Here is a 22,493-nt window from a genome sequence, read left to right on the forward strand (position 1 = left end):
AAGCCGTCGCCTGATTTAACCTAATTCTAAATAACTAGACACCTTGCAGCTCTTTAGTGCTAAAAGTTACTTTTACTTATCAATAGGGAATAGCTTGTTCTCAAAGACAGTGGCATAAATTGGTACGTCTTTTAGCTTGTTGATGTCGATTTTATAAGGGTCCTCTTCGAGTACCGTAAAGTTGGCAACCTTACCTACCTCGATACTGCCGAGGGTGTCTTCCATTCCCCAAGAGTACGCGGCTTCTATAGTGATGCCTTTTAATGCGGCTTCACGAGATAGGGCCAAGTCTTTGCGTAATACATTGCCATTGTTGGTTTGACGGGTAGCGGCGCTCCAAGCAAGTAATAGAGGATCAGCCGGAGCCATTGGCATATCTGAATGCAATGAGACTGGGATCTGCTCTTTCTCTATGGTCGCCAGACGCACCATGGCATGAGCACGCTCTTCACCTAAGCCGACTTCACCAAAACGGTCACCAAAGCCAGTGACGTAATATGGGTTCACACTGATGATAGCTCCGAGTTCTTTCAGTTCCTTGACTTGCTCGTCGGTCGAATTGGCAAAATGAACAATCGTAAAACGGTGGTTATCACGTGGGTATTCAGCTTGACGACGTTTCAAAATTTCAATCAGCTTTTCAACGCCTTCATCACCGTTTACATGAACGAGGATTTGGTAATCTTTCTCCCAGAACAACTTGGTAATGTCTTCGACTTCTTGAGGACTTTGAATCCACTCGCCATGGTGGCCATCCAGATAACCGTCTTTCATCATCATTAACTGAGAGATGATCGCGCCATCGAACAGTAGCTTAACTTGGTTTTTAAAGAAGCGAACTTTGCCTTCATCAGGGAAGGTTTTGGTGATTTCTTCAACCGCTTGAACCACACCCTCTTTGCCCTTCAAGAAGTACGGTGACTTACTCTCTGGTGTAAAGAAGGAGTACATTGGCGTTTCATCAGCCCCCAAAATCTCTTTATACAGGCCCACCATATCCTCTGGTATAAACGCGCCAGGTTCGTTGTAAGCTGTTACCCCTTTCTCGTGCAGCATTTCTACCATTTGCTCTAGTCCGGCACGGAACCTTGCTTCACTACCAAGATCTTTGTAGATACGCGGTAACAAGTAAATCAGTGCACCACCTTCCCAAAAATGCCCATTTTCCAGATCTGACTGAGCTGCTACCTCTTTACCTTGCTTATCAATATCGGCTTGGTTAAGACCAAACTTTTCAATAAAGGCAGAGTTGACGTAGAACTCATGTGCCGAACGATGCCATACACCGATTGGACGTGTTTTCGAGATCTTATCAAGATCAGCACGCGTCAATTCACCATGGAAGAAGTTGTTGTAGCCCCACGTCCACAATACTTCATTTGGAGCCTTCATCTCTTTTTCAACGGCAGTCAGCGCGGCCAGATACTCTTCATGTCCATTCACCGCAGGCCAAGTACGGCTTGGTAACTGCCACTCTTCAGGAGCAATGACCGGCATGCTCAGCGTAAGTGCACCAAGGAACGGATGAAGGTGCTGCTCAATAAAGCCAGGCATGATCACCTTGTCCTCTAAGTCGACTTTATCCGCATTTGGGAACTGCTTCAGCGCCTGCGCTTCTTGTCCAACAAAGACAATCTTGCCGTCATCGTCCGCTACAACTGCCTCTACACGAGGTTGGTCTTCATCCATTGTGATGATGGTATCAGCCAGATAGATCGTTTCACCGCTTTCCACAGGCGCAGTTGCTTGAGCTTGCTCTTCTACCTGAGCCTCAGGTTTTGGCTTTTGTTGTGATTGTTTCGCTTCTTCTGCTGGGCTGCATCCTGCCACGGTACCAATTAACCCTAGGATGACACCTGCCACTAACGTTCGTTTGAATGGTTTCATTTCTAACCCTTATATCACCAGTTTATTTACTGCTTTAGTTATGGAATCCCGTTCCAAAAAAGAAAGAGGAGCATGGTGTATAAAGTAAAGACCGCTTTTGTCAGGGGTGAACCGATTTCGCTCACAATCTTGAGAATGAAACAGGAATTAATTCATAACGTTACCTATCACCGTCGTTACCAAGCGATGATCAGAACCATTTGGATGGCTTGTCGACTTGCGAGAACAGATGGTCCTCTCTACGCTTTCCGATTTAAGCCAGAGATGATCAATCCCTATCATGGCGAAAGCAGGAACCGGCAAGTTCTTTACTGATGTTGGCCAACTGGCTACGGGTTGAGTTTGGAAACCAGAAAACAGCCCATTAAACCTCGGGCTTGCAGCAGAAAGATTGAAATCCCCTATCACGATCATTTCTGGTGCTGGGTACAAATCAGTAAGAGTTTCTATGGTTCGAATCAGTGCATTGCGGCGTTGCCATAACGGCTCAGTTCTTGGCGAAGGAGGATGCGCCGTCATCAGGGTAATAGGGTTGTCCACTTGCCATGTTGCTCGAATCACCTCTTGACCATCTGGGGTGTGATAAATCGAAACTGGCTCCAAAGGATAACGGCTCAAAATCATCTGATTTGAAGGGTAACCAACGCCGCGCTGGCCGCCATAATAGAAAGGATAAATATCGTCGAGAAGATGAAGTTTCTCCCCCACTTGAGGCGAGAGCTCTTGCATCACCACCAAATCCGCAGGGTGTTTAAGTAAGTAATTGATGAACTGATTGATGTCCGGATTTTCGTAGAACAGGTTGAATTGGACTATCGTCAGCGGATTTTCGCAGGTTTGGTTGTTTGTGATTTGAGTGGGTAAGAGAAACGCAATAGAAGCGAAACCAATCAAGGTCGCGGCAATGGCTTTAGCCCAATGACGGCAACCCAAAAGTACCAGAGCAAAACCTAGGTAGGCGAATAAAAGGAGAGCGGGAATCGAAGTTAGATTCTCCGCCCACCAAGTATCATGATATTGCCTTGTCACTAGCCAAATTAAAGCGGGTAGAAACAACACAATCCATTTAACGACTCTCAGCACACGCACGGCTCATTTAGCGATTACATATCATAAGCTTATATGTAATCGCCCAACTCGCCAGTGCGCTGCTGACCTGTATCTAAACAGATTGGCTTAAATAGAATGAACCGCTTCCGTTGCAGGCTCTGTGAGCAGCGCTTTTTCGCTCACTTCCACTTTAACCGCAGCGACCTTGAACTCAGGGATCTTCGCATGCGGATCAGTCGCCGTTGTCGTTAAACGGTTAACCGGCGACTCAACAAAGTGGAAAGGAATGAACACCACACCTTTTTGAATCCGCTTAGTCACAAAGGCATCAATCTCAATGCTGCCGCGACGTGTAGACACCGTCAAACGCTGACCATTACTGATGCCAAGCGCTTCTGCGTCTTCCACGCTCACCATCGCGCGAGGGCCAGCAAGGTTATCCAACCCTTTGGTTTTGCGCGTCATAGTACCGGTATGGAACTGCTCAAGTACACGACCTGTAGTAAGCACCAGTGGATACTCTTCATCTGGCAGCTCAGCCGCATAACGGAACGGTACGCCCACCATTTGCCCTTTACCACGAGTAAACTGGGTTTGGTGCATGATGCGAGTACCCGCAGGGTTGTTCTTGTTGCTCGGCCATTGCACACCGTTTGGCGTAATGGCATCCCAACGAAGTCCCGCGTATTGAGGCGTAACTCGTGCGATTTCATTAGTGATATCAGACACACAGTGGTAATCCCAATCACTGCCCATGGCATTGGCGATTTCTTGAATAATCCACCAATCTTCTTTCGCTTCACCCGGCGCCGTGACAACCGGATTCACGCGCTGTACACGACGCTCCGTATTGGTGAAGTGACCCGCTTTCTCTGCAAACGAGCAAGAAGGCAGAACCACATCCGCGTATTGTGCAGTCTCCGTTAGGAAGATGTCTTGAACCACCAAGAAATCGAGTGCTTCTAAACCTTCAATCACATGCGCTTGGTTCGGGTCACTCAACACTGGGTTCTCACCCATGATGTACATACCACGAACGTCACGATGGCAAGCCGCATCAATGATTTCTGTCAAGGTTAGACCTTGCTCAGAAGGCAGATTTGGCGCATTCCATTCAATCGCAAACTTCTGACGCACAATTGGGTTGTATACCTTTTGGTAGCCCGGGAAGCTGTTTGGCAACGCGCCCATATCACACGCACCTTGCACGTTTGATTGACCACGCAATGGGTTGATACCACCACCTTCAATGCCGATATTGCCACACAGTAATTGCAGGTTAGCGATAGAACGCACGTTGTCATGACCTGTCGTGTGCTGAGTAATCCCCATCGAGTAATACACAGCGGTACGATCTGCCGTGCCAATCATGCGCGCCATTGCTTGAATGTCTTCGGCTTTTACGCCCGTAACCAACTCCACTTTATCGAGATTGTAAGCTGGCGACATCACTTCTTGCAGTAAGGTATCAAAACCGTCGACACGTTCTTCAATGTACTCTTGATCGTACCAACCGTTCTTGATGATCTGCTGCATGACACCGTTTAGGAGCATCACATCCGTACCCGGACGGTGCGCCATATACAGTTCAGCATGCTCTGCCATATCGACACGTTTCGGGTCAGCCACAATCAAGCGAGCGCCGTGATGACGAATTGCTTGTTTGATATGTGAAGCGATGATCGGGTGCGCCGATGTGGTATCCGAACCAATAATAAAGATCACATCCGAGTGCTTAATACTTGGGATGTCATTGGTCATTGCACCACTACCCAGTGACGCTTCAAGTCCGGTTACACTCGATGCGTGACACAAGCGCGCACAGTGATCGACGTTGTTAGTGCCTAGTTCACGACGGACAAATTTTTGGAACGCATAGTTGTCTTCGTTGGTGGTTTTCGCTGAAGAGAAACCCGCCAATGCGTTGCTGCCAAAATCTTGCTTGATGCCAGAGAACTTGCCCGCAATCAGTTGAATCGCCTCTTCCCAACTTGCAGGCTGCAACCAACCGTCTTTACGAATCAATGGCGTGGTAAGACGCTCTTCACTGCCAATGAAGTCAAAACCAAAGCGCCCTTTCACACACAGCATGCCTTGGTTAACCGGCGAGTCACCGCCTTTAACGTAACGAATCGTATTGGTTGCTTCGTCCACGAACATAGTCAACTTACAACCCACACCACAGTATGTACAAATGGTGTCGACCGCTTTCAGATCTTCAGTACGACCTTGCGAACGGTCACGACTATCGACCATCGCACCTGTTGGACACACTTGAACACACGCGCCACATTGCACGCAGTTCGAATCGCCCATTAGGGTTAAGCCATTCTTATTACTTCCAAAGTGTGGACGATCGTCAGGACGTAATGCCGGACGACCTTGTTTATCGCACACGAAGTTCAGTACACCGTGCACGGCTTTGTCGCGACACGCTTGGATGCACTGACCACAGCTAATACAGCGGTTAGCATCAAACTCAATAAACTCAGAGCTGCGGTCAACTTCGTACTTATGACGCAAGTCTTTCGCACGAAGATCTAACCAATCTTGGTGTGATTTAATCTGCAAGGAGAAGTCAAAGCTCTGCTCAGCTTCATATTCGGTGGAGTAATCACGCAGCGCACAATCGGTATTTGCCTGACAACCACATTCTAGACAGCGCGCTGCTTCCTGCATCGCTTCTTCGTTATCAAAGCCCAACTCCACTTCAGCGAAGCTTTGCTCGCGTTGTGCTGGAGTCAGCTCAGGCATGATAGATCGAGCGACTTTCTGGATGTTCTCGAAGTGAAGCGGATCGACTTGAGAGAGTTTCTTCTCTTTTCGTGAGTTGAACGCCGCCTTTGGCATGTCTGCCATATCACCATTCAAAAACAGATCAATGGCTTTTGCCGCAACGCGACCATCACCCACGGCTTCAACTGCCGTTGCTGGACCACGGCGGAAATCACCAATACTGAAGATGTTACCCGTGCCGGTGTGCATGGTCTTTTCATCTGCATCAGAGGTGTTCCAACGCGTAAGCGGAATCGACAAATCTTCGCCCTCTAGGAAGCTCAAATCTGGCTTTTGCGATACTGCCGCAATCACGGTGTCAAACTCTTCGGTAAAGAACTCGCCGGTTGGTTTTGGGCTTCGACGACCAGATGCATCCGGTTCACCCAACGCCATGCGCTCTAGGCGAATCGCATTCACGCGTCCGGTTTCATCGGCAAGGTTTTCTGCAGGGTTGGTCAAGAAGTGGAATTTCACCCCTTCGTGTTCCGCTTCGACAATCTCGTAGTCTTCTGCTGGCATTTCGTCACGGGTACGACGGTAAATCAACGTGGTGTCTGCACCAGCGCGACGCGCAGTACGAGCACAGTCAATTGCCGTGTTACCACCACCGATCACCGCGACTTTCTGACCCGTTACATAGTTTTGCTCGGTAACGTAATCTTTTAGGTAATCAACGCCTAAGTAGCAACCTTCAAGGTCACTGCCTGTGTAATGCATTTCGACCGCTTGAGACGCGCCGACCGCCAAACACACCGCGTCGTATTCTTCACTCAATTGAGAAAGGGTGAAATCCACACCCAGCTTTTGATTGGTGTGAACTTGCATGCCATTGCGGCACATCAGTTCGATTTCTTTATCTAGAATGTCTTTTGGCAAACGGTATTCTGGGATGCCATAACGCAACCAACCGCCCGCTTTTGGCATGGATTCAAAGACCGTAACGTCGTAGCCTTCGTTCGATAAGTAGTAGCCAGCCGTTAGACCACCAGGGCCACTGCCGACGACGGCAATGTTCAAACCTTTGCTTGGTTTCTTTTCTGGTACGTAGGCTTCATGCGCAGACAAATCCGCATCCGCGGCATGACGTTTTAGCTGACGAATTGCAATAGGCTCATCGACTAACGAGCGGCGACATTCGCTCTCACAAAATGCCGGGCACACGCGGCCAATCGATAGTGGCATAGGAAGCGTACGCTTAATCACTTCAATCGCTTTTTGATGATCGTTCTGTGCGATGTGATAAAGGTACGATTGGATATCCACGCCCGCAGGACACGCGGTTTTACATGGCGCTTCACAATCGGCGTAATGGTCCGTCATGATGCGGTTGAGTGCTTTTCTGCGGTGCCCGCTTAATTGTTCTGATTGCGTGACCACATTAAGGCCGCGGTAAACTTCGAGTTCACACGCACGCTTAGTACCGCCGCTTTCGACTTCAACCACACACAAGTCACAGGGTACTTTTTCATTACTTTTGTTCATTCCGCACAGCGATGGGATCTCGACCCCACACACTTTTGCTGCTTCTAAAAGGGTTAGACCCTCTTCTACAATTCTATATTTTCCATCGATGACAATTTCTATCATACAACCCCCGCAGCAAAGCAAATCCAAATCTGCACAAGTAAAACCATGCATTCTATAAGGATAATCATTTGTAAGACAAGTTAGTGTGATGTAAAACTTATAAACCACATTTTTCACGTGTCATAAAAAGCGAGGGCTTCTTTCGCTAACTTTCAACACTCGGTGTTTAACAAACGTTTTACTCCCTCGAAAGTGCGAAAACTGAAGGGTTGGCCTATTTTGATAATAAGAGTAATAAATGATTGACCTTACCCTTAGGTTAACCTTTAGAATCGAAGGGTTTTCATCATTTTCATCAAACACATGGGAAAGGGTATGCACTTAAAATCGCTGCATACAATCTGGTTAACTCTCTTCACTACGCTAGTACTATTGGTATCTAGTGTGGCGAACAGTGAGCCGTTGATGAATATTCAAATGATGTCTACTGGCATGGCTCACCATCCTTCTATGATGAGTGACAGCGAACACTGCGGTATGCCTGGCATGATGGACGTCTCCATGACTGACGCTTCTATGTCCGAAGATGGCGATGCAAGAGAAACCAGCATGAACTGTGGTGGAGGCTCCGGCATGGTTCATACCTGCTGTACTGCCGCGTGTACGATAGTTTTCGTCCCCCTACCGAATCCTATCAATAGCCCAATGCCCGTTGTCTATCGCACAACTATTACTCCTGAAGTTGCTTCCCCTGTCGTACACGTAAGCCGCGACCTATACCGACCTCCTATAGCCTAAATCCGTCCTAGCATTCGACCCTGCGCGTATATCGCAGGTTGTTTTAATGCGCCTGAACGATGAGGTAACAAGGCTTTACTGTTCCCGCAATAAAATCCGCACCTCCATCGATCCGGCGAACACTGGATTTAGATTATGGATATCAAACCATACCGCTTAGCTGCACCTATTTTTATGGTGGCTATGTTCGCTGCGCCAACCTTGGTTAACGCCGCAGGTAAAGAGACGCACGCAGCGCAAAATTCCGCATCAAGTGAGCGAGCTTCAACGACCAAGCTTGCCCAACTGATCAACGTCGCTTTGAGTAACGATGGCAATCGTAAGCAATACTCAGCGCAATCTGCTGCCATGCGTGAAACGGGCGTCGCGAGTGCGACCTTGATGGACCCAAAACTAAAAGTGGGTTTTGGTGGCTTGCCTGTCGACAGCTTCAAATTCGATGAAGACCCAATGACCAATATCTCCGTTGGTTTAATGCAACAGTTTGAGCGTGGCTCTACGCTTGATTTACAGCAGAAGAAAGCCAATCAACAAGCCGACGGCCTTGGGCTTCAAGTTCATGCTCGTGAGCTTGAGGTAGCCAACAGCATGACTCAACTTTGGTTAGAGCTTGGTTACCAGCAACGCGCGGAGCAAATCATGCTTGAGAACCGCAAGTTGATGAAGGAGATGGAAAGCTTTATTCAAACCAACTATTCGATTGGTAAGAGTGAAGCGCAAGATCTGCTCAACGCCCAACTTCAAGTCAGCAAGTTGGATGAGAAACTGCAAGCCAACGCACAAATGCAACGTCGTCTTATCTCTCAACTCTCCGAATGGTTGGGGTCAGATTGGTTGGCAAACGAACAGGCTCTGCACGCGAGCAATCAACTTAATTGGGACACACTGAACAGCAAACTTGCTGTGAGTCAGAATTCCACCAAGCATTATCAGCAACTCAGCCAACACCCGATGGTTAAGATGGCCGACGTCAGCATTTCTGCCAATAAAACGCAGGTGGAAATTGCTGAGCAAGCCTACAACCCACAATTTGGCGTCGAAGTAATGTACGCCTACCGCCAAGCCGACAACATGATGGGTGAGCCCGCCTCTGATTTGGTTAGCGCTTACCTCACCATGGACATTCCACTGTTCACAGGTGACCGCCAAGATCGCAATCTCGCGGCCGCTCAATACCAAGTTGGCGCGGCACAATCGCAAAAAGACACCTTACTAACGCAGATGAATGCCAAGGTGAACACTTTGCTGGTTGATCGCGGCAACTTAACCCAGCGTTTAGAACGTTATCAATCCACCTTATTGCCTCAAGCGAAAGCGCGCATTCAAGCCGTTGAGCGGGGTTATCAAAACAACACAGCGCAGTTTAACGATGTGATTTCTGCCACGACTGACGAGTTGGCTCTGCAATTAGAGCAACAACGTCTGCTGACCGATCTCAACATCGCAAACAGCAATTTAGCCACCCTACTCGGTGGTTTCGACTACCAAGTGGCTTCACCGGAAGCTCGCTCTATTTCGACATATTAATTTGTGATTCCCCAAGACAGTTGGGGCTACAGCTAGGCGGCAAACGAGAGAATCCCATGAGCATAGATCTGCTATGTGATTTGGGTGAACGAGAGCAGGCAACAACGCTGTAGCGTCAAATGTGAAGGGGAAAATAAGGTAAAACAATGAAAACATTTAAGATTGCAACCATCGCGCTGATTGTTGGTGGTGCTTTAGGGTTTGGTGCTAATCATTTTCTTACGGGCTCGCCTCACGACATGAGTGCGAAGGGTGGCGAATCTGCTGCAAGCTCTAATGATCCGCTTTACTGGGTTGCCCCAATGGATCCGAATTACAAACGCGACAAACCGGGTAAATCCCCAATGGGCATGGATTTGATCCCGGTTTACGCAGAAGATCTATCCGGTGAACAAGACGCACCGGGTACTGTGACTATCGACCCTTCAGTAGAAAATAACCTCGGGGTTAAAACCGCAAACGCGACACTACAGCAGTTATCACCACGCATCGAAACCGTTGGTTATATTGCCTTTGATGAAAGTCTGTTATGGCAAACCAACGTTCGTGTGGCGGGTTGGGTAGAAAAACTCTCCATCAATGCCGTGGGTGAGAAAGTGAAGAAAGGCGATGTGCTGTTCACGCTCTACTCTCCTGAACTGGTTAAAGCACAAGAAGAATTGCTGAATGCGTACCGCACTGGCCGCAAAGGTCTGGTAAAAGGCGCGACCGAACGCTTGGTAACGCTTGGGGTTGACCGTGCTCAAATCAAATCCATTACTCGTAGTGGTAAAGCATCGCAAACCATTGAAATCAAAGCTCCTGCTGATGGCGTTATCGCGAGCTTAAACGTGCGTGAAGGTGGCTATTTGTCCCCTGCTCAAGCGGTGATCAGTGCAGGTCCTTTGGACAATGTTTGGGTTGATGCGGAAGTCTTTGAGCGTCAAGCGCACTGGATGAAAGCGGGCTCTCAAGCCACGATGACCCTTGACGCGATTCCGGGTAATGAATGGCAAGGTGTCGTAGATTACGTGTACCCAATCCTTGATCCGAAAACACGTACGTTGCGTGTGCGCCTTAAATTCCCTAACCCAGATGGCGCATTGAAGCCAAACATGTTCGCAAACATTGCCTTGCAGCCTGTCACTGACGACGCAGTGTTAACGATTCCTAAATCATCTGTTATTCGCTCTGGCGGTATGACTCGCGTTGTTCTGGCTGAGGGCGAAGGCAAATACCGCTCAGCTCGAATTGAAGTTGGCCGTGAAGCTGGCGAACAAATCGAAGTATTACAAGGACTTAAACAAGGCGATAAGATCGTTACTTCATCTCACTTCATGCTCGATTCTGAATCAAGCCAGTCGGCGGATCTGTCTCGCATCAATGGTGTAGAAGCGGCAGCAGAAACTGCATGGGCCAAAGGTGAGATCACGGATGTGATGAAAGATCACCGTATGCTGACCATCAACCACCAGCCTGTACCAGAATGGGATTGGCCGGGCATGGTAATGAACTTCACTTTTGCAGATGGCGTTGAGATGGGTGACTTGAAAAAAGGTCAGGCTATCGAATTTGAAATGCAAAAGACGGAGTCCGGTCAGTACCAAATCGTTGACTATAGGGCAGACAACAGCGTCATTGCAGCAGAAGTTTGGCTAACTGGTGACATCACGATGCTGATGGCTGATTTTGGCATGATCACCTTAAACCACCTACCGGTTGCAGAATGGAACTGGGATGCGGGCGAGATGAACTTCTCTGTGGGTGAAGACGTTGATCTATCGGGTTTTGAAGAAGGACAGAAAGTTCGGTTTCTAGTTGAAAAACAAGGATCTGACTACGTTCTTAAACAGCTAGTTCCTGCAACAACAGCCGTCGAGGGTTAATTATGATCAATGCTATTATTCGTTGGTCACTGAGCAACCGATTCCTAGTGTTGGTCGCGACCTTAGCCCTTGTATTAGGCGGACTTTACAGTGTAAAGAATACGCCTGTTGATGCGATTCCGGATCTTTCTGATGTGCAAGTGATCATCAAGACAAGCTATCCGGGTCAGGCTCCTCAAGTCGTCGAGGATCAAGTTACTTACCCACTCACCACCGCCATGCTTGCCGTGCCGGGTGCTGAGACAGTTCGTGGCTACTCCTTCTTTGGTGACTCTTACGTTTATATCATTTTCAACGATGATACCGACATGTACTGGGCACGTTCACGCGTATTGGAGTACTTAAGCCAAGTAGCACCAAAGCTGCCACCGAACGCAAAACCAACGCTAGGTCCTGATGCAACGGGTGTGGGCTGGGTTTACAGCTACGTATTACAAGACAAAACCGGCAAGCATGATTTGGCCGATCTTCGCAGCCTGCAAGACTGGTTCTTGAAGTACGAATTGCAAACCGTTGATGGCGTTTCTGAAGTTGCGACCGTGGGCGGTATGGTGAAGCAGTATCAAGTGCAGATTGACCCTGCCAAGCTTCGTGCTTACAACCTCACTCTGCAACAAGTGAACATGGCAATCCAAAACGGTAACCAAGAAACCGGCGCGTCCGTTATCGAAGTGGCCGAAGCCGAGCACATGGTTCGTACCACGGGTTACCTAACCAGCATTGAAGACATCAAATCACTGCCTCTCAAAGTCACTGAGAAAGGCACGCCGTTGCTATTAGGAGACATCGCAGACATTAACCTTGGTCCACAAATGCGCCGTGGTATCTCAGAGCTGAATGGCGAGGGTGAAGCGGTCGGTGGCGTTATCGTGATGCGCTTTGGTGAAAACGCCAGTGAAGTGATTGCGAAAGTCAAAAACAAGCTAGCAGACCTACAACACAGCCTGCCAGAAGGCGTGGAAATTGTGGCAACCTACGACCGCTCTACCCTTATCGATTCAGCGGTAGAAAACCTATGGAAGAAGCTTGCAGAAGAGTTCATCGTCGTTGCGATTGTGTGTGCGCTGTTCTTGTTCCACATTCGTTCTTCATTGGTTATCGTTCTGAGTCTACCGGTTGGCATTCTCACTGCGTTTATCGTAATGCATTGGCAAGGCATCAACGCCAACATCATGTCCTTGGGTGGTATTGCGATTGCCATCGGTGCCATGGTGGATGGTGCAATCGTAATGATTGAAAACGTTCACAAGCACATTGAACGAACGCCACTAACCGACAAGAACCGCTGGCAAGTAATTGGCAAAGCCGCAGAAGAGGTTGGCGCACCGCTGTTCTTCTCGTTGCTTATCATTACTCTTAGCTTCGTACCGGTGTTCGCCTTAGAAGGCCAAGAAGGCAAGATGTTCTCGCCGCTTGCGTTCACTAAGACTTACGCCATGGCAGCGGCAGCAGGTTTGGCAATCACACTCGTCCCTGTTCTTATGGGCTACTTCATTCGCGGTAAGGTGTTACCGGAGCACAAAAACCCGGTTAACCGTGGCTTGGTCGCATTGTACCGTCCGCTGTTGAACACCAGCTTAAAATACCCTAAGACCATGATTGTTATCGCATTAGGTCTGATGGCTTCGGCTTACTACCCTACCAGTAAACTGGGTAGCGAGTTCATCCCGCCGCTGGATGAGGGCGACTTGATGTACATGCCAACGACCTATCCGGGTATCTCGATTGGTAAGGCGCGTGAGCTTCTACAACAAACCAACAAGCTGATCAAAACCGTTCCAGAAGTGAAAACCGTATGGGGCAAGATTGGCCGAGCTGAAACTGCAACCGATCCTGCGCCACTCACCATGATTGAAACCGTGATTCAGTTGAAGCCACGCGATCAATGGCGCGAAGGAGTAACAACCGAATCACTACGCAAAGAGTTCGACAAGTTGGTTCAGTTCCCTGGTCTTACTAACGCTTGGGTAATGCCGATCAAAACGCGTATTGACATGCTAGCAACGGGCATCAAAACCCCTATAGGCATTAAGATCGCTGGTCCCGATCTGAAAGTAATAGAGAAGATCGGCTCTCAGCTGGAGCCAATTCTTAATGGCGTACAAGGTACAGCATCGGTTTATGCGGAACGTGTAACAGGTGGTCGTTATGTCACGATCGACATTAAACGTCGTGCCGCAGCGCGTTATGGCTTGAGCATCAAAGACGTTCAGCAAGTGATCTCCACTGCGGTGGGCGGCATGAATGTGGGTGAAACCATTGAAGGCTTGGAGCGCTACCCAATCAACGTTCGCTACCCACAAGACTACCGCGACTCAGTGGTTAAACTGCAAAACTTACCATTGGTGACACCAAATGGCGCTCGTATTGCGCTGGCTGACGTAGCGGACATTCGTTACGAAGACGGCCCTCCGATGATCAAGACGGAAAACGCGCGTCCAAACGGCTGGGTATTTGTCGACATCGATGGTCGTGACCTTGGCTCTTACGTCGTGGAAGCACAGCAAGTCGTGGCCGATCAACTAGAACTTCCTGCGGGTTACTCGCTGGCTTGGTCTGGTCAATACGAATACATGGAACGTGCGAAAGACCGCTTGAGTGTCGTGGTACCAATCACCATCGCCATCATTATGCTGCTGCTTTACTTCAGCTTCCGTCGTGTCGGCGAAGTGATGATCATCATGCTTACCCTGCCGCTCGCTATGGTCGGTGGTTTGTGGCTCATGCATATCCTCAACTACAACTTCTCGATTGCCGTTGGGGTCGGCTTTATTGCCCTAGCAGGCGTCGCTGTTGAAATTGGGGTCATCATGCTCGTCTACCTTAACCAAGCATGGCACTACAAAAAACTCGATGCGGAAGAGAGCCAACAGAAGCTTGAGGCGAAAGACCTAACCGATGCCATTCGCGAAGGTGCAGGCTTACGTGTTCGCCCAGTAATGATGACGGTACTGACGGTCATTATTGGTCTGATTCCGATCATGTACGGCGAAGGGACAGGGTCAGAAGTGATGCAACGTATCGCCGCACCAATGATTGGTGGTATGGCATCGGCACTGCTGCTGACGCTGTTGGTACTTCCAGCCATCTTCAAGCTGTGGAAACAACGCGAGTTGCGCTCAGGCAACTCAACTCCTAGTCAAACAAACACGCAAGCTGGCAACCAAATCGAAAACGCCGACAGCACAGATCGCACTGGTAACAAGGCTTAATCCCTACCTTCCCTCAAACATGCCGTTTTGAGGGGAAGCAACCAAGTTATTAATGAATTAAAACAAGGATATAAAAATGAAAAAGACACTAATTACTCTTGCTCTAGCCCTAACAACAACGACTGCGTTTGCCCAAATGGATCATTCAAACATGAAGCATGAAAATATGGACCACAGCAGCATGAAGATGGACCACAGTAAAATGGACCATTCAAACATGATGGATATGCCGGGCATGTCGGCAGTAGGTATGCCAGCAAAAGGCGCAAAGCCAGACAAGGTGGTACACGTTATCTTGGGTAATGACATGACCATCAAGTTCAAGAAAGACGTTAAGATTGAGCCAAACGATGTGGTGCAGTTTGTAGTCATGAACACCGGTAAGATCAACCACGAGTTTACGATTGGTTCGGCTAAAGAGCAGCTAGAACATCGCGAAATGATGAAGACAATGAGTGGCGATCACATGCACGACTCGGGCAACTCTGTAACGGTAGAACCGGGTAAAGCGAAGCAGTTATTGTGGCATTTCCACGGTGACAACAACGTTGAGTTCGCGTGCAACATTCCAGGGCATGCAGAGGCGGGCATGACGAAGAACATTACGCTGTAAATCGTACTTGCACATCAAAAAGGAGCTGACATTTCAGCTCCTTTTTTCTCTGAATCCATGCTTACGCAGTGGCATCGGCTCAGAAGTTATAGGCTGCCATGACTCGAACCGCCATCTCATCTTCCTCCGATAAGCTGATGTCCTCGTCAATTTTGTAGCCTTCAACAATAAGTCCAACGCTGGCAATATCGACTTTAACACCTAAGGTTGGTTCAAAGTTGTTTTGGCTGTCTGTGTCGACATACTCACCCGTCTCTTCTTCAAAATACTCAATCTCGACATTGTTGTAATTCAACCCGATACGCGGCGTTATCGCCAACACGTCATTCACGCGAATTTCGTAGCCCAATGCCGTATGTAATCCCCAAACTTGCTTCTCTGCCCAATGCGTGCCGAAGTGCTCTTGCTCACCACTGTCTATCGGTGCGTTGAAGCCAAGTGACCAATTGATATTGGGTAACACTTCTGCGCCCATCTCTACACTCAAGACCTCATGCTTATCCAAAAACGTCACGCCACCCGCGATAAAGGGTTCTCTCTCTTCTGCAAATACTGGAGCACTTAGCAAAAGCACCAAAATGAATAAGCCAACCAGATCTTTAAGCATGACACCTCCGAGCTATGAATACGTCGATTTACCACTCTCAGAATACGTGGATTACGTGCGCATTTTTGACGGTTAAGAGACTCAAATTTGAACCTTAAATCAACACACAATGTCGTATTAATCGATGTGTTTTTTTATTTAAAGGGCTCTTGTGAAACACTCTATCGACCTCAATCTATACCGCTTTTTGCATTTGATCTTTGAACAAAAATCGATGCCTAAAGTGTGTCATACACTCGATATCAGTCGAGCAACATTTAATCGCCAATTAGCCGATTGCCGAGTGTTGTTTGGAAATGAGTTGTTTATCGCCAGTAAGGGGCTTTACCAACCTACGTTGTTTTGCAGCCAACTGATGAGTCTTATTGAAGAACCCCTTGAACAGCTAGAGTCAGCACAGACTCAAATCAATGTACTTGAAGCCGCCTCTCAACCAACGCAATTTCGTTTCTTCGTCCCTAATCCTCTTAGTGCTCTTCTAACCACTCCTTTACTAGAGTTGCTTGAGCAACATGAAAATGTTGACGATTTTTCTATGGTTGACTGGAATTTAGACGGTATTGAGTTTCCCAAAGCAGGGTCACTTGCAGTTGGGATTTCAGGTTACCCTTCGGTGATGAATGAGCGTGTGGTAGAAAGAAAAATTGGCGAACTTGGCCTGTATCTCTATACCTCAAAGAGCAATCCACTCTGGCAAGCAGAACAAATTGATATTCTGCGCTTACAAAGTGAAAAGTTAGTACGAGTATCCATGGGTGCGCTCGATGATGCAATTTACTATGAGAGAGTGAAACGTCAGTTGGGTTTCGCGCTAACCAAACGCCTCACCGTCCCCTCTGTTCATGCAGCGTTAGACTGGCTAACTAAAACCGATTACGTGATGATTTGCTTTACTTTGCCTGACTCAGTGTTACAACAAAACATCAAAAAGATTCCGTTGATTCAAAACAATCAACAGATGTATTTCGATATTGGTTTGCAATTTCACCGTGGCTATTATCAACACCCAACGATAGTGAAATTAGAAAAGCACCTATCCGATATTCTCAACGATTTGTAACTTCAATGGTCATTACTGGCATACTGGACATACAAAAAAGCCGCCCAGTACAGGCGGCAAACAAGCAGTGTGTGCAGTAAAAATAAAACGACAAAAATATAAAGGTCGATGAAAAACGTTAGAAGTTGAAGCTCAACGTAGCGCGAACCACATCTTCTTCAAATTCTTTACCATTGATCGGGTTAACCGCTGAGTCGTTGATCTTACCGTAATCAACTGTTAGACCAACCATGCGCCAGTTAACCGTACCGCCAACAGAAGCGTACACGCTATCAATGTTCATGCTCTGGCCTGAGTGGGTGCCGCTATTGATATCAACGTCCGCATTAAAGTAGTTGATACCAAGCTTAGGAATGATATCGAACTCAGCAATTTCAAAGCGGTAACCAATGTTCGCGTACATACCCCAAGCGTCTTGATCGTTCTTTACGGGCATATCAATTGCGTCAGAACCAACAAAAATACCACCACCAGTGACGATGTTGTTGCCCACATCACGGCTGTAACCCAAGGTGTACATTTCGTGGTCGCCAACGAAGGTCGCACCCGCTTCAATTGAGTTGTTGCGGCCTTCTGCCAATGCGTGGCTAGAAGCGGTCACTGTTGCCAATGTTGTCAGCGCTAGAATGCGTTTTGATGTGATAGTCATCTTTACTCTCTCGGTTTGGATTTGCTTATTACCCTACCCATTTCTGAATATCGAAATTGAGGCTTAAAAAGCTCACCGCTGAGCTAACTCATGACTAACAATCTTGACACTCAGCGCATAATAAATAGCTCTTCGTGATAACTCTGCTCAATATTAAATTGATGCGCATCCAGCTCTTTTTTCAGTGTTTTTGAGAACGCTTCTGGTCCACAGAAATACATTTGATACTGGTTCAAATCACCACACTGAGCCGCAATACGTTCAGCATTCAAACGTGGCGATGTCATGGTATCTATCACATGCAGTTTGACGCTTGCTTGGTGCGCTAAGTGCCACAGTTCATCGACCAACTGACCGTCGATACCGCGACTGCAGTAAAACAAATGAACGTCGCTAGTTTGCGCTTGCACTTTCAATGCTTCCAAAGCAGCAAAGAAAGAAGCAATCCCTACCCCACCAGCAATCCAGATTTGAGGTTTCTCTACATCAAATTCCAAACGTCCGTAAGGCCCCTCAACCATCACAGCATCGCCCGCTTTTACGCGCTCATACAAGCCGGTAGTAAAATCGCCTAGCTCTTTGATTAGGAAACGTAATTCATCACTTTCACTGCTAGAGACGATGGTGAACGGATGGGCATCTTCATCACCAAAACGTAAGTAAGCAAATTGCCCCGCCTTGTGCCCTTGCCAAGACGCATTTGGTTTCACGACCAATTCCATCACTTCAGCTTGAGGGAAGTAACGTGTCGACGCCACAACCGCAGAATGTTTATTACGGCGACCAACAAAGCCAAACAAACTGTAAAGTGCGGCAACCGAACCGACGACTGCAAAACCAACAGTAAGATAGTAAACAGGCTCGCCCCAATACGCGCGTTTGAGCAGCAGTACGGAGTGAATCGCAATCAGTAGATACGCCACCGACATAAAGCGGTGCGATAGTTTAAAGGGTTTGTATTTCACTGCGCCCCATAGAGAAATCACCAGCAAAACCAACAGCATGTAAAAGCCCCACTCACCCATGCCTTGAGCAAGGTCGCGCAGACCATGAACCCAAGCTTCGATTCCAGAGAGGTTACCCTCAGGCCCTGTACCTGTGTGTTTCTCTTGTCTTGCTAATACACCAGACATGACTAACCATTTCGGCACTTGATACCAAAGCCAGTGCGCAAGACCTAATGCAACGCCACCAATGCCGAGCCATTTATGCACTCGATACGCTTTGTCCATGCCGTGCAGCCAGTTTTCAACCACAGGAAGACGCATTGCCAACACCATGGTGATCGACATCAGCATCAAAGACAGAATGCCTGAATATTGGATCATGGCAGATCGCCATTCAAAGACATTGGTAGAAGAGAAAAGCTGCGGTTCCATCGCAAACCATAATACGGACATCGCGGCGATCATTGCCCAGATGAGATTGCGGAATGTTTTCATGATTGGTTACTCGGTTAATCGGTTAATCGGTTAATCGACAACTTTACTTTAGCGCTTCACATGTAAAGCAACGTCAATAAGAGTAAAAGCGGGTAAAGCTCGACATATGCAAGGATTCCTACAGAAAAAAGACAAGAATCTAACAGTCATTAGAGTATTCACTCGTTATAGTTCCGGCTAAATTCGCCAAGGTGCGAACTGGAATAAATAACACTAAGAAAATCAATAATGAAAAAGCTATTTCTGCTACTCGGATTGTTAGTCTGTTCGAGTGCAACGTACGCCGCCAAACTGAATGAAGACCTCTCCGCAATTGAAGACCACATTACGGGTCGTATTGGTGTTTCTGTTTGGGATACGCAAACAGACGAAAAGTGGGATTATCGTGGCGACGAGCGCTTCCCAATGATGAGCACCTTTAAAACGCTGGCGTGCGCAACCATGCTGAAAGATATGGACAGCGAAAAACTTGATAAAAACGCCACCGCGAAAGTCGAAGAGCGCAACATGGTGGTGTGGTCACCTGTCATGGATCGAATGGCAGGCCAAACTACCCGTATTGAACATGCCTGTGAAGCCGCAATGCTGATGAGCGATAACACCGCCGCCAACATTGTTTTACGCAGCATTGGTGGCCCGCATGGTGTAACCAGATTCTTGCGTTCTATCGGTGATAAGGCCACTCGTCTTGACCGTTTTGAACCAAGATTGAATGAAGCAAAACCGGGCGACAAGCAAGATACAACAACGCCTAACGCCATGGTAAACACTCTACACACCCTGCTAGAAGGTGATGCGCTATCTTACGAGTCACGCATTCAATTAAAGATTTGGATGCAAGACAACAAAGTCTCCGATTCTTTGATGCGCTCGGTGTTGCCAAAAGGCTGGTCGATTGCCGATCGTTCTGGCGCTGGCGGGTTTGGCTCGCGTGGTATCACGGCGATGATCTGGAAAGAAAACCATAAACCGGTTTACATCAGCATTTACATTACTGAGACCGATTTATCGTTGCAGGCGCGCGACCAAGTCATCGCTCAGATTAGCCAGTTGGTGTTGGACGAATACAAAAATATTTAGCGCTAACTTGATGATTTAAAACGGAGCTTTCGGGCTCCGTTTTTTTATGTCAACGATCTTGGTTGACACAGGTAGAACGATCGCTCTACTCTAAAGGTAGAACATTCATTCTACCCATGAGAAGACGCTATGTTGAAAGAACAGATCGCCGCCAGTTTAGAGCAAGCTTTTAGCGAGCTTGGATTTGCCGAGCCGAGTGTGGCACAGCTCAAGACGGCCTGTGGCGTTAGCCTCCGCACCTTGTACAAGCATTACCCATCTAAGGAAGACATGATCGTGGCTGCGTTAGAACACCGCCACCAGCGCTACTTAAACTTCCTGCTGGATAACTCGCCACAGGCGGGGCTAGAAGCGACTCAGCACGTATTCAACAAGCTCAAACAATGGATGGAAGACTACGCACCGCATGGTTGTATGTCGATGAACGCGATTGCGGCATTTCCCGAGCACGACATCATTAACCAAACCGTGAAAGCACACAAAGAAGACGTTCGACAATTTTTGGGTAAACAGAGCCTTCGCCAAGACCTTGCCACGCAGCTGTTCTTATTGCACGAAGGCGTGTCCAGCGCTTGGCCAGTACTGGGTAACGAGGCTCTGAACTCTGCGCAACAAGCTGTTTTAAGATTGCTAAAGGAAGATTAATCATGACAACACTACCAACCACAATGAAAGGTGTTCTATTGACCGGTCACGGCGGACCAGAAATGTTGGAATACCGCCAAGATATTCCTGTCCCAACGCCAAAAGAGAATGAAGTGCTGATTCGCGTATCCGCTGCAGGCGTGAACAATACCGATATCAATACGCGTATTGGCTGGTATTCAAAAGGTGACAACGACAGCGAGGACGCAAGTTGGAGTGGTAATGCACTGGTTCTCCCACGTATTCAAGGCGCTGACGTCTGTGGCGAGATCGTAGCCGTGGGTAGTATGGTAGATGAAGGCCGCATAGGTGAACGCGTGCTGATTGAACCTTGCTTGAGCGATGTAAATGGCGAAACCATTAATCCACCTTGGTACTTTGGCTCAGAATGCGACGGTGGTTTTGCAGAATACACTGTGGTCTCTGCTAAGCACGCTTACCAGCTACAGACGGCTTTGACTGACGTTGAACTTGCGTCTTTCCCATGTTCGTACTCAACGGCAGAAAACATGCTCACTCGCTCTCGTGTTGCCAAAGGAGATCGTGTCCTGATTTCTGGTGCTTCCGGCGGTGTGGGCTCTGCGGCGATTCAACTTGCCAAAGCGCGCGGTGCTACTGTTATTGCCATCACAAGCCCAAGCAAAAATGAACAAGTGCTGGATCTGGGCGCAGATGAAGTCGTGCCACGCAATGCAAATCTTGTTGAAGCGCTTGGCAATAACAGCGTCGATGTGGTGATTGATTTGGTTGCTGGCGACCAGTGGCCAGAATTCCTTGAAGTCTTGCGCCCGAAAGGTCGTTACGCGGTATCAGGTGCCATTGGCGGCGCGATGGTTGAGCTAGACGTGCGCACTTTGTATCTCAAAGATCTCAGCTTCTTTGGTTGTACTGTCCTTGAGCCTGAAGTGTTTGGAAACTTGGTTCATCATATTGAACAAGGCAACATCAAACCATTAGTCGCACAGACATTCCCACTTGAAAACATCAACCAAGCGCAAGCGGCATTCCAAGAGAAGGGACACGTAGGCAAGATGGTCCTTACAGTGAAGTAATACCTATCTCTACATTAAGGTCTGTTGACCTTTATAGAACGTATTAAAAGCCCCTCTGCAAGTTCATCGCAGAGGGGCTTTTTCATTCAGGTTAGATAAACAATTGCCTTAGCTTAATGGGTTACCAGTAAGCAGGACTATCCAAACCTTGCACGCAAGAGGATGAGCCTTGGATTGACGTCAATTCACCGGCAAGTGATTGTGCCAACCAACCATGTGGAAAGCTCAAAGTATGAGGCGCTTTGAATTGCGCTTCCGTCACTTGTTGGAAACCAACGCGCGAATAGAAGTTAGGGTCGCCGTAGGTAAACACCAACTCGATACCTTGCTGTTTCAAGTGTTCAAGGCCAGAGTTGATCAGGGCTTGTCCTACGCCTTTACCTTGGCATTCTGTTAGCGTTGCCATTGGCGACAACAAGTAACCCACTTCACCATTCTCAAAACGTAGCGGTGTAAACAACACGCCTGCAATCAAGCGCTCACCTTGTTTCGCAACAAAGCCTTTCAATTCTTGCTCTGACGTTGTAGTTAACAAATCACCGACGAGTAAGCCAATGGTTTTGCCTTCTGCTTCGCCTTCAGAATCAGAAAAGGTTTGAGTAAACAAAGCGATCATCTCGCTGCTCATGCCTCTCTCATACTGAGAAAGTGTGTAGTTAGATTTTTGAGTATTTTGATTTGTTGTTTCGTCCATTTTTCTA

Annotated in this window: 16 protein-coding genes; 9 read left to right on the forward strand and 7 right to left on the reverse strand. The window is 47.9% G+C overall.

All coding sequences use genetic code 11. The annotated features are described in order from the left end of the window. Positions 1–72: 72 nt before the first annotated feature. From L1076_RS14410 to fdhF, 3 genes are all read right to left on the reverse strand, one after another. A complete protein-coding gene (locus L1076_RS14410) occupies positions 73–1,887 on the reverse strand; it encodes an amidohydrolase (protein ID WP_237303843.1) in 1,815 nt (604 codons plus the stop codon). A gap of 147 nt (positions 1,888–2,034) precedes the next feature. Next, positions 2,035–2,970, reverse strand: a complete 936-nt coding sequence (locus L1076_RS14415; protein ID WP_237303844.1) for an endonuclease/exonuclease/phosphatase family protein — start codon at positions 2,968–2,970, stop codon at positions 2,035–2,037. 93 nt (positions 2,971–3,063) lie between these two features. After that, positions 3,064–7,302 (reverse strand): formate dehydrogenase subunit alpha, encoded by a 4,239-nt coding sequence (gene fdhF, locus L1076_RS14420; RefSeq protein ID WP_237303845.1) that lies wholly within the window; start codon positions 7,300–7,302, stop codon positions 3,064–3,066. A 315-nt stretch (positions 7,303–7,617) separates the two neighbouring features. Between fdhF and L1076_RS14425 the strand changes: the two genes are divergently transcribed. The 5 genes from L1076_RS14425 to L1076_RS14445 all read left to right on the forward strand — a co-directional run bounded on the left by L1076_RS14425 (position 7,618) and on the right by L1076_RS14445 (position 15,257). Further along, positions 7,618–8,040 (forward strand): hypothetical protein, encoded by a 423-nt coding sequence (locus L1076_RS14425; protein WP_237303846.1) that lies wholly within the window; start codon positions 7,618–7,620, stop codon positions 8,038–8,040. Between the two features lie 135 nt (positions 8,041–8,175). Then, positions 8,176–9,567 (forward strand): TolC family protein, encoded by a 1,392-nt coding sequence (locus L1076_RS14430; protein WP_237303847.1) that lies wholly within the window; start codon positions 8,176–8,178, stop codon positions 9,565–9,567. A 146-nt stretch (positions 9,568–9,713) separates the two neighbouring features. Beyond that, positions 9,714–11,432, forward strand: coding sequence for an efflux RND transporter periplasmic adaptor subunit (locus L1076_RS14435; protein ID WP_237303848.1), 1,719 nt, complete (start codon positions 9,714–9,716; stop codon positions 11,430–11,432). A 2-nt stretch (positions 11,433–11,434) separates the two neighbouring features. After that, positions 11,435–14,644 carry an efflux RND transporter permease subunit gene (locus L1076_RS14440; protein WP_237303849.1) on the forward strand — a complete coding sequence of 1,070 codons (3,210 nt, stop codon included), beginning with the start codon at positions 11,435–11,437 and terminating at the stop codon, positions 14,642–14,644. A 76-nt stretch (positions 14,645–14,720) separates the two neighbouring features. Then, on the forward strand, positions 14,721–15,257 hold the full coding sequence (locus tag L1076_RS14445; RefSeq protein ID WP_237303850.1) for a copper-binding protein: 537 nt from the start codon (positions 14,721–14,723) through the stop codon (positions 15,255–15,257). Between the two features lie 79 nt (positions 15,258–15,336). Here L1076_RS14445 and L1076_RS14450 read toward each other — a convergent pair whose 3' ends face one another. Continuing rightward, positions 15,337–15,864 (reverse strand): autotransporter domain-containing protein, encoded by a 528-nt coding sequence (locus tag L1076_RS14450; RefSeq protein ID WP_038865217.1) that lies wholly within the window; start codon positions 15,862–15,864, stop codon positions 15,337–15,339. A gap of 151 nt (positions 15,865–16,015) precedes the next feature. Here L1076_RS14450 and L1076_RS14455 point away from each other — a divergent pair, with 151 nt between their 5' ends. Continuing rightward, positions 16,016–16,924, forward strand: a complete 909-nt coding sequence (locus L1076_RS14455) for a LysR substrate-binding domain-containing protein (RefSeq protein WP_237303851.1) — start codon at positions 16,016–16,018, stop codon at positions 16,922–16,924. Positions 16,925–17,042: 118 nt separating this feature from the next. On the opposite strand, the gene L1076_RS14460 is transcribed toward L1076_RS14455, so the two are convergent. Together L1076_RS14460 and L1076_RS14465 are read right to left on the reverse strand one after the other, a co-directional pair. After that, the gene (locus tag L1076_RS14460; protein WP_042602548.1) at positions 17,043–17,573 is read right to left on the reverse strand and encodes a hypothetical protein; all 531 of its coding nucleotides are present in this window, start codon (positions 17,571–17,573) and stop codon (positions 17,043–17,045) included. Positions 17,574–17,683: 110 nt separating this feature from the next. Continuing rightward, positions 17,684–19,015, reverse strand: a complete 1,332-nt coding sequence (locus L1076_RS14465; protein ID WP_237303852.1) for a ferric reductase-like transmembrane domain-containing protein — start codon at positions 19,013–19,015, stop codon at positions 17,684–17,686. A gap of 228 nt (positions 19,016–19,243) precedes the next feature. Here L1076_RS14465 and blaCARB point away from each other — a divergent pair, with 228 nt between their 5' ends. From blaCARB to L1076_RS14480, 3 genes are all read left to right on the forward strand, one after another. Next, positions 19,244–20,095, forward strand: coding sequence for a CARB/PSE/RTG family carbenicillin-hydrolyzing class A beta-lactamase (blaCARB, locus tag L1076_RS14470; protein WP_009706224.1), 852 nt, complete (start codon positions 19,244–19,246; stop codon positions 20,093–20,095). A 129-nt stretch (positions 20,096–20,224) separates the two neighbouring features. Next, positions 20,225–20,740 (forward strand): TetR/AcrR family transcriptional regulator, encoded by a 516-nt coding sequence (locus tag L1076_RS14475; RefSeq protein WP_005435424.1) that lies wholly within the window; start codon positions 20,225–20,227, stop codon positions 20,738–20,740. Then, a complete protein-coding gene (locus L1076_RS14480; RefSeq protein WP_237304060.1) occupies positions 20,740–21,792 on the forward strand; it encodes a zinc-binding dehydrogenase in 1,053 nt (350 codons plus the stop codon). The genes L1076_RS14475 and L1076_RS14480 overlap by 1 nt, the downstream gene beginning before the upstream one ends. Positions 21,793–21,913: 121 nt before the next feature. Here the strand turns inward: L1076_RS14480 and L1076_RS14485 are convergent, their stop codons facing one another. Further along, a complete protein-coding gene (locus L1076_RS14485) occupies positions 21,914–22,486 on the reverse strand; it encodes an N-acetyltransferase (protein ID WP_237303853.1) in 573 nt (190 codons plus the stop codon). Positions 22,487–22,493: the final 7 nt, after the last annotated feature.

This window comes from Vibrio sp. MMG023 (assembly GCF_021654215.1).
GTDB classification, from domain to species: Bacteria; Pseudomonadota; Gammaproteobacteria; order Enterobacterales; family Vibrionaceae; genus Vibrio; species Vibrio jasicida.

Excerpts from the sequence above, each read along its gene's own strand:
- L1076_RS14410 (WP_237303843.1), bottom strand. The coding sequence starts at position 1,887 with ATGAAACCATTCAAACGAACGTTAGTGGCAGGTGTCATCCTAGGGTTA.
- fdhF (WP_237303845.1), bottom strand. The coding sequence starts at position 7,302 with ATGATAGAAATTGTCATCGATGGAAAATATAGAATTGTAGAAGAGGGT.
- L1076_RS14425 (WP_237303846.1), top strand. The coding sequence starts at position 7,618 with ATGCACTTAAAATCGCTGCATACAATCTGGTTAACTCTCTTCACTACG.
- L1076_RS14430 (WP_237303847.1), top strand. The coding sequence starts at position 8,176 with ATGGATATCAAACCATACCGCTTAGCTGCACCTATTTTTATGGTGGCT.
- L1076_RS14435 (WP_237303848.1), top strand. The coding sequence starts at position 9,714 with ATGAAAACATTTAAGATTGCAACCATCGCGCTGATTGTTGGTGGTGCT.
- L1076_RS14440 (WP_237303849.1), top strand. The coding sequence starts at position 11,435 with ATGATCAATGCTATTATTCGTTGGTCACTGAGCAACCGATTCCTAGTG.
- L1076_RS14445 (WP_237303850.1), top strand. The coding sequence starts at position 14,721 with ATGAAAAAGACACTAATTACTCTTGCTCTAGCCCTAACAACAACGACT.
- L1076_RS14450 (WP_038865217.1), bottom strand. The coding sequence starts at position 15,864 with ATGCTTAAAGATCTGGTTGGCTTATTCATTTTGGTGCTTTTGCTAAGT.
- L1076_RS14460 (WP_042602548.1), bottom strand. The coding sequence starts at position 17,573 with ATGACTATCACATCAAAACGCATTCTAGCGCTGACAACATTGGCAACA.
- L1076_RS14465 (WP_237303852.1), bottom strand. The coding sequence starts at position 19,015 with ATGAAAACATTCCGCAATCTCATCTGGGCAATGATCGCCGCGATGTCC.
- blaCARB (WP_009706224.1), top strand. The coding sequence starts at position 19,244 with ATGAAAAAGCTATTTCTGCTACTCGGATTGTTAGTCTGTTCGAGTGCA.
- L1076_RS14475 (WP_005435424.1), top strand. The coding sequence starts at position 20,225 with ATGTTGAAAGAACAGATCGCCGCCAGTTTAGAGCAAGCTTTTAGCGAG.
- L1076_RS14485 (WP_237303853.1), bottom strand. The coding sequence starts at position 22,486 with ATGGACGAAACAACAAATCAAAATACTCAAAAATCTAACTACACACTT.